The sequence below is a fragment of the Paraburkholderia sp. Cpub6 genome, from assembly GCF_014201065.1.
Classification (GTDB): Bacteria; Pseudomonadota; Gammaproteobacteria; order Burkholderiales; family Burkholderiaceae; genus Paraburkholderia; species Paraburkholderia tuberum.
Genome location: NZ_JACHDM010000059.1, coordinates 1 through 11178, shown reverse-complemented (window position 1 = coordinate 11178; position 11178 = coordinate 1). Strand labels below are relative to the sequence as shown.

13 protein-coding genes and 2 pseudogenes are annotated in these 11178 nt (G+C 61.2%); 13 read left to right on the top strand and 2 right to left on the bottom strand.

Annotation, left to right across the window (positions count from 1 at the left end; all coding sequences use genetic code 11):
- On the bottom strand, positions 1–490 hold a 490-nt coding region (locus HDG33_RS36185; RefSeq protein WP_184041027.1), incomplete at its 3' end, for a recombinase family protein.
- 300 nt (positions 491–790) lie between these two features.
- Between HDG33_RS36185 and HDG33_RS36180 the strand changes: the two genes are divergently transcribed.
- From HDG33_RS36180 to HDG33_RS36135, 10 genes are all read left to right on the top strand, one after another.
- Positions 791–1486 (top strand): hypothetical protein, encoded by a 696-nt coding sequence (locus HDG33_RS36180; RefSeq protein WP_184041025.1) that lies wholly within the window; start codon positions 791–793, stop codon positions 1484–1486.
- A 123-nt stretch (positions 1487–1609) separates the two neighbouring features.
- Positions 1610–1915, top strand: a complete 306-nt coding sequence (locus HDG33_RS36175) for a hypothetical protein (RefSeq protein ID WP_184041023.1) — start codon at positions 1610–1612, stop codon at positions 1913–1915.
- Positions 1916–1990: 75 nt separating this feature from the next.
- Complete coding sequence (locus HDG33_RS36170) at positions 1991–2182, top strand: hypothetical protein (protein WP_184041021.1); 192 nt, start codon at positions 1991–1993, stop codon at positions 2180–2182.
- 11 nt (positions 2183–2193) lie between these two features.
- Positions 2194–2457: a hypothetical protein gene (locus tag HDG33_RS36165; RefSeq protein ID WP_184041019.1), complete on the top strand. Its 264-nt coding sequence runs from the start codon at positions 2194–2196 to the stop codon at positions 2455–2457.
- Between the two features lie 20 nt (positions 2458–2477).
- Positions 2478–2774 carry a hypothetical protein gene (locus HDG33_RS36160; RefSeq protein ID WP_184041016.1) on the top strand — a complete coding sequence of 99 codons (297 nt, stop codon included), beginning with the start codon at positions 2478–2480 and terminating at the stop codon, positions 2772–2774.
- Entirely contained in the window at positions 2771–3256 is a 486-nt protein-coding gene (locus HDG33_RS36155; RefSeq protein ID WP_184041013.1) for a hypothetical protein, read from the top strand. The genes HDG33_RS36160 and HDG33_RS36155 overlap by 4 nt, the downstream gene beginning before the upstream one ends.
- Positions 3253–3546 carry a hypothetical protein gene (locus HDG33_RS36150; RefSeq protein WP_184041010.1) on the top strand — a complete coding sequence of 98 codons (294 nt, stop codon included), beginning with the start codon at positions 3253–3255 and terminating at the stop codon, positions 3544–3546. The genes HDG33_RS36155 and HDG33_RS36150 overlap by 4 nt, the downstream gene beginning before the upstream one ends.
- The gene (locus tag HDG33_RS36145; protein WP_184041007.1) at positions 3546–3779 is read left to right on the top strand and encodes a hypothetical protein; all 234 of its coding nucleotides are present in this window, start codon (positions 3546–3548) and stop codon (positions 3777–3779) included. The genes HDG33_RS36150 and HDG33_RS36145 overlap by 1 nt, the downstream gene beginning before the upstream one ends.
- Before the next feature lie 69 nt (positions 3780–3848).
- Positions 3849–5027 carry a winged helix-turn-helix domain-containing protein gene (locus HDG33_RS36140; RefSeq protein ID WP_184041005.1) on the top strand — a complete coding sequence of 393 codons (1179 nt, stop codon included), beginning with the start codon at positions 3849–3851 and terminating at the stop codon, positions 5025–5027.
- A 330-nt stretch (positions 5028–5357) separates the two neighbouring features.
- Complete coding sequence (locus HDG33_RS36135; RefSeq protein WP_184041002.1) at positions 5358–6113, top strand: hypothetical protein; 756 nt, start codon at positions 5358–5360, stop codon at positions 6111–6113.
- Between the two features lie 435 nt (positions 6114–6548).
- Here HDG33_RS36135 and HDG33_RS36130 read toward each other — a convergent pair whose 3' ends face one another.
- The gene (locus HDG33_RS36130) at positions 6549–7331 is read right to left on the bottom strand and encodes an MOSC domain-containing protein (protein WP_184040999.1); all 783 of its coding nucleotides are present in this window, start codon (positions 7329–7331) and stop codon (positions 6549–6551) included.
- Between the two features lie 893 nt (positions 7332–8224).
- Here HDG33_RS36130 and HDG33_RS36125 point away from each other — a divergent pair.
- The 3 genes and pseudogenes from HDG33_RS36125 to HDG33_RS36115 form a co-directional block, all read left to right on the top strand.
- A pseudogene (locus HDG33_RS36125) lies at positions 8225–8506 on the top strand (transposase); the annotation flags it as partial.
- A gap of 211 nt (positions 8507–8717) precedes the next feature.
- Positions 8718–10073 (top strand): IS110 family transposase, encoded by a 1356-nt coding sequence (locus HDG33_RS36120; RefSeq protein ID WP_184040996.1) that lies wholly within the window; start codon positions 8718–8720, stop codon positions 10071–10073.
- 17 nt (positions 10074–10090) lie between these two features.
- Positions 10091–11011 (top strand): annotated as a pseudogene (locus tag HDG33_RS36115) (IS3 family transposase); the annotation flags it as partial.
- Between the last annotated feature and the right edge of the window lie 167 nt (positions 11012–11178).

The following is an 11178-nucleotide window of genomic DNA, read 5'->3' as shown; positions in this document are numbered from 1 at the left end:
CCATTCCTCGTCCGAAACATCTGTCGGGTATGGCTTGCGTTCTATCATCCCGCCAGGTTACCAGGTCTGACAGAAAGTGCCTAACACGCTCTAGGTAATCCGCCTCACCCTGCGCGGCCATGAACACAAGTACCGCATCTCGTGTGGCCTTGCTGATCGCGTCCGTGGCGCCGCCGTCGAACTCCATGCCGTTCAGAGTACACACGACTCTAACCCGGGCCTTCATGAGACGCTGCATAGTCTCGTGCAGCTCGTCGTATCGGCGGCTGATCCGATCCAGCCACCGGACGACCAGCACACCTCCCTTGCGCAAATCGCGCTCGACGTGTGGCCACTGTTCACGGTCCATTGGCGCGACGTGGTATCCGGAGACGCCCTCGTCAATGAACGTGTCTTCTCGTTCGATCCCTTGTGCCTCTGCATCCGCGTACTGGCTCGCACTGCTCTGCCCGTCTGTGGTGGAGATCCGTCCGTAGTAGACACGTCGCATGCTGGCTCCCATCTAGCTCGAAATTGTGATGGATCGAATAAGCGCGCGGATCGAAATTACGGTCAACTATTTCAAGCCCATGTTTTCGGACCAATACGGCCGGCTCGAATCTGTACACCTTATAGAGCCAGTCGCGGCGCTGTCGAACGCCGTTTCCTGTGACGCACGCGCGACGGTTTATGCGTCTTGCTCTCCAGTTCCGCTCCATTAGAGGGTCACTCGATTACATCGTGACACGACCATACAACCAGCGGAGGAGCACAACGCGCCCCGCACACAACGACATTACGGAAACCGGACATGAGCAATTTTGAGCACGCGGCGATCGTCGCCGAACTGAACGGCCAGATCGACGCGGCATGTAACGCACTGCGGGCGACCACTGCTGCCGGCGATAGCGCCGCTGCACGTGCCGATGACGGCCTGCAGACCGCGATCGAGGCGACCCTTGGCCCGTCCATCGACGCACTCAATCGCACGCTGCTCGGCGTCGGCATCCCGTTCTTGATAGGACCGGAAGAGGAGAGTCTTGTGTCTGCCGCGCGCGACGTCGCTGTGGCCCGACGGCTGTACGAGCAGGCGCAAGCGGCCGCCGTCTCGACGACGGCCGCGCTCGCGCATCTGGACGATGTCATCGGCGAGACCGAAGCCAAGCGTCGGGCGGCCGTGCAGGCATGCGTCGCCGGCGATCCATCCGGTGAGGCGCGCAAGCAAGTGGTCATGCTCGCCGCATGCCTGTTTGACCTGCGTGCGGCTCGAGCCGATGCCCGCGAACTGGCCAGCGGCGTCGAGTCGGGCGAGGCGCTCAGGAAACTGTGCCATGCGACAGCGCTGCTCGAGCGTCGGCAAGCGCAGGTTCTCGCGCGCGTCGTGAAGCAGCACATCGAGCACGCTGAGGCGGCGACAACGGCTGCGTACGCTGCGTCCGATCGGATTGGCGACGCGACGGATCGATGCTTGGGCGCTGGCGCTTGGGCGAAGCTGCTGGCCAGCTGATCGAACACGGACGGCCTTCTGGTCGTCCGCCTGTTTGTACCGAAAGAACGCCGGTTTCGTTCCATTAGATATGCGAAACAGGTCGTGACAACAAACTTTAATCATCAGGGGCCGGCGGGCGCTGTGAATGCGGTGCTCGCCGCGCATGGTGTGACCGAACGCATCTCGGCCGATATTGCCCGCTTCGAGCACGCCGCTCGCAATATCGCAATCGCGAATCACGAAATCGAAAAGGTCGGCGCCGCGTTCAACGCGCTGCAGGAAAAAGCGGATCACGTCGGGCACTTGCTGAGCAAGGCCGTCCAGCGTCACGCTGAGCTTAAGGCCAAGCGCGCTACAGGCGCAACCGACGGCGCCGCTGAGCTCTACGCGCTGAGCCTTGATATCGAGCAGTTGACGTCGCTTCATGCAGAAGCTGAGGCGAAGTGAGACACGGTCGACGTCGCAACACCCCGCGCGGCTATCGGCATCGCCCGCGCTGCCCTGACGGCAGAGAAAAACACCGTGATCTTCGATCACCTGTTCGCGCATACGCAAAAGGCGGAGGCCGCATTCGTCGCGTCGCTCAGGTCGCTTGTGGGCTTCAAGCGCAGCTCGGCCACGTCGCCGATGGAGCGTGCTGCGAAAGTGTTCTCGATCTACCGCCTCGGCGACGACCTGGACTGGCTCAACAGGACGGGCGCACTTCGCGCATAAGGATCCCAATCATGGCATTCGAGAAAGGCGTGCCTGGCAACGCGGCGGTGTGGGTCGCGCCCGGCGAGGTCCGGAACCCGGGCGGACGTCCGGTCTCGTTCAGAACGATCAGCGCTGGGGTCGCGAAGCGCGTCCGCCGGTCGGCCATGCCGATCACTGAGGTCTGCATCAGCAAGGCGCTGGACGGATCACCTGAATGCGCGGCCGCGATCGTCAACATGATGGCCGTCGCCGAGCTGATCCAGGCGCTGTCGAAGGCGGCACCGGCCAAGTAACGTTTATCTCCGTTGGGTCCGTGCTTGACTCGCCGGACCCTTTCAAGCCGGTCGGCGTGATCGTCGATCGGTCTTTTTCCCTAGGATTCAAGATGAGCAGCAGAGACATCCGAAAGGCACAACGTCAACACGGCCGCAATGCGCTGACGCCGGCGCTGCCGATGAGCGCGGCGCTCAAGGCGCTGGGCAGTCACCTGCGCGACGCGCGGCGCGTGAAGGCTTCCGCGCCGGCTGCTCCTGCGCCGCGCGTGGCGCGCACCCAGCTCGAGGCGCGTGCAACGTGCATGCGTCCGGCAATCAAAGCAAAAGGTAAATGATGGCACGTACCAACCAGTTTGAAGCCCTGCTCGATGAACTGCACGCGGCGTCGGTCGACAGGGGCTATAGCGCGCAGAAGCCGCTCGTCAAGTCGCAGACCATTCGCGAAGTAATGGCGAAAGCAGGACTCGACGCGGACAAGGCGAAGCCGTTCACGGGCAAGCCTGCGACGATCCGCGAAGGGGGCGTGAAGGTCGGCGACCATGTGATGGTGAAAGGCAAGACAGCGACGACAGATAAGCCGTCTGCAGAGCCTCGCGAGCACACCGCACTACGCGTCGCGCGCGCGATTGGCGAAATGAAGGCATATGCGCAAGGCAAGGATCTCAATTGCCCGGTGACTGAGCAGCAACTCCAGGCGTGTCACGCTTTGGCTCGCGCCGGCGAGATGTCGAAAGAGGAAGTCGCGGACGTCGAAAAGGCCTTCAATGATAAGCGCGCTCTGCCGACGTACATCTTGCGCAAGCTGAGCAACGCATGAAAGCCGGGCGCCGACGTGTGGTGTTCGTTAAGGCGCCGGCGGCCGCACCGCTGCCGATCCTGTTCGTGAAATCGGTAACGCCGGAGCCTGTGCCGCTCGAGCTGGTGCCGGAACCTGATCCCTGTTTCGACTTCGGTAAGCCCATGACGGGCCACATGCACGACTTGCTGTGCAAGGGGCTGCACGACGGCCGCGTATCGGTAAGTGATATCGTGCGCGCCAATCAAGCATATATGTGCAATCGTCCGATTCCGCACGACTTGATCGAAATCGTGGTCGCATTGGCGTGATGTCCGATCGCGCCGACTTCCTGCGCTCGATTCTGGCGGCGCCGTTGCCTGAGTCGCTCGAGCAACGCGCGGCCGGCGAAAAACCGTGCCAGTGGTCCGAGATCGATCCCGTGATCAGTGCATTCATGGGCGGGCATATCTCGCGCGACGACATCCTGCGTGCGACGACGGCGTACCGGCGCGGCCGTGCGCTGCCGGTGGACCTGCTCAAGCTCGTTCGCTCGGATGGATAGTGGTTGCCCGGCGGCGCCTGCTGCCCGCTGTTTTGCTCAATGTACCGCGCTCGGCGCAAGGTGTTTTTCATGGCGAATCCAGTTGTCCGCAATGGTGTGCTCGAGCTGCTGGGAGAAGGCGACGCTACCGTGACGGAACTCGCCAATCGGCTGGGTGCGCTAACCAACACCGTGAGCAAAGCAGCCGCTCGGTTGCGCGAAGATGGCGACGTGCATATCGCCGCATTCGTGCGCCAGGCTGCGGTGTACCGGCACGGCCCCGGAGTCGAAGTTGCGCGCCCTACGGTCCCGATTGCGCCCGCCGGTGAGCAATACGACGCGGTCAACACGCGCGGCGCCAATGTGCGCGGCGTGGAGCTGCCGGTTTATTTCGAGATTGACGGCGGATTATTGCCAGGTGTTCGCCACTTCGCGTGCGATCGCTTGAGGGCGACGATGTCGGTCTCCTCGTGCGGCACCCGTTGGGAGAGAGCTGATAGTACAGATGTCGACGCCGATCGCTTCCATACGTGCCGCCGTTGTTCTATCGGCGCGGCGCACGCTGGTCGATTAGATCACAATCCGTCGCAACTCAAGGGAATGACGATCTGCGGGCGCTGCCATACGGGCGTCCCTCGCCTGATCGGCAAGCATCTATGCATCAGCTGCTACAACCGAGCTCGAGAGCTCCGGATCGGCAAGAATTCTAAGGGCACAGCACCGCGTAAGTTGGCGCGCCTCGATCAGCGCGCCATCACGTATCGGGCCGGCGGCGTCGTCAAGACTCGCACGATCGCTGAAACCGTCGATACGGATGAGTTGATCGTCGCTGTGCTGCGTGATGAGGAGTGCGCGCCACAATTCGCGTACCGTGCGCCGGCGGCGCTGGACTGGCTGCTCGACGAAGAAGTGTATGACCGGTCGATCGGCGATGCGATCGAGGTGACGGATGTTGTGGCGTCCGTGCCGGCGACGCTCGGCGTCGAGCTGGCGGATCCCGTGGCGACTGTCGACGTCGACCCGCTGCAGGCGCTGCTCGATGCCGTCGAGCAGCTCGAGCGTGATGCGCCGTCGCCGACGGTGTCGAGTAGGCGTGCCGAGAAGAGACTTCGCCGACAGGCGCCGCACCATGTCCGCGTGTCCAACGTAACGGTCCAGCTCATGGGCAACGTCGGCGCACTGCCTCCTGCGCCTCCGGTGGTCGTGCCAGCGCCGGCCGCGCCGTCCTACTCTCCGGTTCTCATGTCCGGCGGCGTTGCGTTCGGGTAGGCGAGGGCGCTTCACTAATGGATCAGTGCGGCCATCTACGGCCATTGCCCTACCTTTTCACACGGCCATTCAAACGTCGCCTCACTCAGGCAACGGACGTTCGGGTGCAAATCGTAGTTGTCGTGTCGTCGGCCAACCGCCGGTCGCGCCATCGCAATGGTCGCACTTTCTGACATGACCGGTTTCACGCGAATCGAACAGGCGCTTTTGAGGCGGGTGTGGTCGACGCGGAGAGCGGTTTCGGCGCATCGGGCTTAAAATTAAAGAACTGCGCCGGTCTCTTTACCCAGGACCAGCCGTCTTGTCACTGTCTATCAATTGCAGGCGGCCATGAGCACTCATAATGCGCGTTTCGTCTGCCCGGCGCTGGCTGCACTTTGCGTGGCTTCGGTCGCAACGCTCGTCGGATGCGGCGGCAGCGCGTGCGTCAGCCTGGACGGCTGTGTCAGCGGAAACGGGATGCCAAGTGTCCGCCTATCGGGCACGGCCGCCACCGGCAAGGCACTCGCCAGCGCTACGGTCCGCTTCAGTTGTGCGCAGGGTTCCGGCTCTGCCGTGTCGGACGGCGCAGGGAACTACAGCATTACGACCAACGCCACGCTTCCATGCATCCTCACCGCGACCTCCGGTGGCGCAGCCCTACATTCGGTGGCGTTTGCTGGCGGCACCTTCAATACGACGCCCGAGACAGAGCTCATGCTCGTCTATCTGGCTTCGCAACTCGGCACCAGCGTAACCAGTCTGATTGCGGCCTTCCCGAGCAGTTCACAATTCCAGCAGGTGCTGGAAAACCAGACCTACGTGCTCGCTGCGCAATCTGCGGTCGTCACAAATCTGCAGCAGCACTACGCGGTCACGTTGACGGTACCGGCGTTTCTGACGACACCGTTTATTGTCGGGCAAGCAGGTGTCGACAGCGATCTCGGCGCGTTGGCAACAGCAGGTGCCATCGACGCCAATGGCTCGCCCGATCCAGCCGCCGTCTCGCTGCTGTCAGCGGCGGGGCTTGCCCATCCGCTCGCAACGACCTCCACACCTCCATCCGGCACTGGCGGCGCAGGCAGCGCCACCGGCGGCATGATGTGACGTATGGCAAGCCCGCCCGACTGTTGGCGAGGGACGCAATCAGGCGTTTCAGCCGATTGCTGGCATTGTCCGATGGGGTCGTTGAAATCGAAGAAGCTTTGTGTCTTCCGTTGGATGGAGCCGGCAACACCACTTTCTCACCGCGGGGAACGTGCTGGCAGCCAAGGGCTGTGAAGGACTGTTGAACCCTTGAAAGCTGCCTTTGCAGTAGTGCTGTGCCGACAGGCCGAAGCGGGTCGACAGCCGAAGTTCGCCGCCGTTGGCGGTGCGGCTTGCGACGAACTTCCGGGTTCGGCCAAACCGCGTCGGGCCCGACAAGGGGAAGTTAGCGAAAGGCAACGGTGCTGCGGGCAACCTGGAATCCGAAGGAAGCCGGAAGTAAAGCGCTGGTCCGACGAACAGAATCTCGAAACCCTGATTACCCCTCCGGCCTCGTCAGGCGGCGGCCGCGACCGTCACCGCATCGCCGACCGAACAGACGCCGTCGCTCAGCACCTCAAGATAAATGCCGAGATCGGCATGGCCGAAATGCTGCATGATCGCTTTCGGCAGATTGGCATCGCGTGTGGCGGTCTCGGGGTTGACGTTGATGGCGGCACAGCGCCGCGTCGGTAGGGCTCCGCGAAAGCGTATCCCGCCAATCTCGACTTCCCGACCGAGCCAGTTGAGCTCCGTCCAGGCAGGCACGCCGTCGAGATAGATGTTGGCGCGGAAGCGCAGGGGGTGCACGGAAGTCCCGGTCGCCTCCTCAAGCGCCCGCACGGAGGCCAGGTTGATCACCGAGATCGCTTTCATCATGACCGGCGAGACCACGCCGACATCCGTGAATTTGTGGCCTGCGGCCGAGACTAGGCGGGGGCGGCCTTCAGTCGCTTCGCCCAGATAAGCCGCCATGAAATCCTCGATCGCCTCGCGGCCCGCAGCACTCGTCGTCGCCGCCTCAAGCACAAGCTCACCGCGATAGCGAATGGTTAGCGTGCCGGTCTCTGGATCCAGCCGCGTCGCCAGCGCGGCAAGCTTTTCATTCTTGCGCAGCATCAGGAAATAGCCCTTGTCGAGCGGCTCGGGGGCTTCCGGATCGAAACGCGTCGTGCCGAGCGCCAGCGCGAATGCGCGGTCGAAGGACAGTCCTTGCTCGTGGCTGACGGCCATTTCCGTCAAGGGCTCGGGAGAGAGACCCTTGATTGGATAGCGGTAGAGATTGATAATTTTCGCCATTATTCCTGTTCCATCACTGATTTTCGCCACTATTCCCGCAGTGCTTAACATAGCACCTGGTGAGGGTGACAAGCCACCAGAAACCGGGGATGGATCGACAAGCGGCTCGCTCAATATGCGCAGAACAGTCCTTTGTGAGCATGGACAGGCGGGGACACAACGGTGACGTCTAGTTGCGTTCGAGCGGCGGCGCGGCAGAACAGTCGCTCTGGGGCGCAGTGGTGGCATTCGCAGAAACTAACTGGGGACGGGAAAGGGCCGACTCCCGCCGAGCGTCGTCGGACAGAATCCGGCCAGTTCGGGACGTTCGACACCATCGCGTAGATCGCCAACAATCCTTACCCTTTGCCGCAGAGACTAAAGGCCGGTTCGGCGGTCACCCGTGGCAACCGCAATCGGCAGTAGAACTCCACCAACCATCAGTTCGATCAAGCCTAGACCAGGAGCGACGAACGGACCGCCGCCAACGCTAAACACCCAGCAGTCGATGGCAACGAAAACGAACAATGCGGTTACACATACCCACGCAGTCCGCTGCCCAGAAATTCTGACGCATGCGTACAAGAGAATGTTGGGGGTGGTAATCACGAACAGGAACATCAGGAGCGCGCTAGGGTGGACAAAGAACCTGTGACGCGTTTGCGCGGTGAATTGGAGCCACAATGCGTAAAGCAGGGGCAGGACGGCCAATACCCCTGCAAGTTTGGTCGCCAAAATAGGAGCATCGGGGGGGCTTGAATGGAAGGCCCCCTGTGGAGAGCGGTTGCGCATTGCAAAAGTGCCCCGGATGATTTTTTTAGGTTAGACCTTCGAAATCGTTGAGATGCGTCTGAGCTTGCCCCCGAAAAACGAATCCCTTGCTGAGCAGGTAAACTCAAGCAAGGAGAAGAACGATGACAAGCAAGGCAAAGCGAGCGCAGTACACGCTCGAGTTCAAGCTGGAAGCGGTGCGGCTGGTCAAGGCCGGGCAAAGCATGGCAGCGGTGGCGGCGACACTGGGCGTGGTTGAACAGACGCTGTACAACTGGGTGAAGGCTGACCGGGAAGGCAAGCTGGCGGGCGCAGGCACGAAGCCTGTGAGCCCGGAACAGATGGAGCTGGCGCGGCTGCGTGCCGAAGTAGCTCGCCTGAAGATGGAGCGTGATATTTTAAAAAACCGCCCCACGCGCTTGCGCGCCCCCCTCATGAGTAGAAACTCCCGGGGGAGTACACTCGATGCGCGCAGAGACAGTGGCCGTATGCTTCTTGGAGGTATGAACCCCGTCAAAAAACCTGGCCCAGGGGAAGCTGCGGACTCATCTGTGGTGGCGTCTTCGGGCGACCCCGTTTAGGAAATTGATCTATTCCGAGTCCCCGTCCTGCGCCTGATTATCCAGGAGGTGGGTGATGCCAAAAGACCAAACACGATCCAAACCCTCAGGGTTGCCGATCATTCATCCGTTTGCGGCCGGTATTGATATCGGTTCACGGTTCCATGTTGTCGCCGTCAGTCCGGACTTGTGCGACGAGCCAGTGCAGACATTCCAGGCATTTACCGCCGATTTGCAACGCATGGCAAACTGGCTCGTCGCGACCGGCACAAAGACGGTTGTGATGGAATCGACCGGCGTGTACTGGGTCGCCGCCTACGAGGTGCTGGAGTCCCGGGGCCTTGAAGTCGTTCTTGCCAATGCACGCGAGGCGCGCGCAGTCCCTGGAAGGAAGAGTGATGTCAACGACGCACAATGGCTGCAGCGACTGCACGCGTGTGGGCTGCTACGGGCAAGTTTCCGGCCTGGCCGCGATATAGCGGAATTACGCGCGTACCTGCGTTGCCGCGAAAAGCATACCGACTATGCTGCCGCCCATATCCAGCACATGCAGAAGGCGCTGACCTTCATGAATATCCAGTTGCACCACGTGATCACGGATATCACAGGCGTCACTGGAATGCGGATCATCCGCGCGATCGTCGCCGGTGAACGCGATCCACACAGGTTGGCGGCGATGCGCGACGTCCGCTGCAAGGAAAGCCTTGAGACCATTCGTAGTGCGCTGGTGGGAAACTACCAGCCCGAGCACGTATTCGGTTTGAAGCAGGCGCTTGCGCTGTATGACTTTTACCAGCGGTGTATCGACGAGTGCGATGTTGAGATCGAACGCGCTGTCGCGATTCTCAATATCGCTCACCCGATTCCGGATGCGCCGTTGCCGAAGGCGAAGCATCGCAGCAAGCTGCCTAGCGATCCCAACTTTGATGTGCGCACGGCCATGTACCAACTGGCGGGGACCGACCTGACGCAAATTCACGGCATCGGCCCGTTCCTTGCATTGCGTCTGATTGGCGAATGTGGAACGGACTTGAGCCGATGGCCAACCGCCAAACATTTCACTTCGTGGCTCACGCTTTCGCCCGGCTGTAAGATCAGCGGTGGCAAGGTGCTGTCATCGCACACGCGCAAAACAAGCAGTCGCATCACAGTCGCCCTGAGGCTTGCGGCGGTGACCGTTGGAAGAAGCAATACCGCGCTTGGTGCATTCTACCGGCGCCTCGCTGGGCGCATCGGCAACGCCAAGGCTGTGACCGCGACGGCGCGCAAGATTGCTGTCCTGTTTTATAACGCGATGCGCTATGGTATGGGCTATCGCGACCCGGGTGCGGCTCATTACGAGCAGCAGTACAGGGACCGTGTTATCAAGCAGCTTCATCGCCGCGCGGCCCAATTTGGGTATTCACTGCAACCACAGGACTCGCCCGTGTGAAGGTAAGTTTCTTAGGAAGCCGCCGCGTACTTTGCCAGGGAGTCGATGTGAAGTACGCATTCATTGAGCGTAATCGACGCCACTGGCCAGTCTCGGTGCTATCTGAAGTGCTGGAAGTCAGTCCCAGCGGATATCATCAGCGCCAGCGACGCAGCGTACAGGACAAGCCTCACCGAAGCCGCGTGAGTAACGATGCATTGCTCGCAAACATCAAGGCCATTCACACACAGGTCAAGGGCGAATACGGCTGGCCGCGCATGTGGAAGGAACTGCTCGCACGTGGTGTACGCGTGGGCAAGGAGCGGGTTCGCAAGCTGATGGCGCAGCACGGCATTCGAGCCCGCCACAAGCGCAAGTACATCGCGACGACAAACTCGAACCACGATTTGCCGGTTGCGCCAAATCTGCTGGAGCGCAATTTCACTGCCACAGCGCCTAACCAGACCTGGACAACCGACATCACGTATCTGGCGACAGCCGAGGGCTGGGTGTACCTCGCGGTCATCATCGACCTGTTCAGTCGGCAGGTGGTTGGCTGGTCGATGCAGCCGCACATGAAGGCCGAACTGGTCACGGACGCATTGCGCATGGCGTGGTTCCGGCGACGCCCTGACTCCGGCGTAATCGTGCATAGCGACAGGGGTAGCCAGTATTGCAGCGGCCTGTTTCAGGACACGTTGAAGGCCTATGGCATGCGTTCGTCGATGAGCCGACGCGGCGATTGTTGGGATAATGCGCCGACCGAAAGTCTGTGGGGTTCGCTGAAGGTCGCACGTATGCATGGAAGACATTTCGCCACGCGGCGTGCCGCGATGGATGAGGTAATTGACTGGCTGGGCTTTTACAATGCATGCCGGTTACACTCGACACTCAATTACGTCAGCCCCATGACGTTCGAAAAGAACTGGGTCGCAGCTCAGAGAGGCGAAGCCGCATAATTCACCCAGCTATGGGATTCGTCAAACGAGGGCAAGGTCAGTCTTGCTTCTTTTTCGACAGCGTTTCCAAACTGAACCGCCCCGGATTTGGTGGAGGCTCCAACTCTTGAGAAAATGGAGCCATGAACAAGTCGAACAAGTTTTCTGCTGAAGTCCGGGAACGTGCA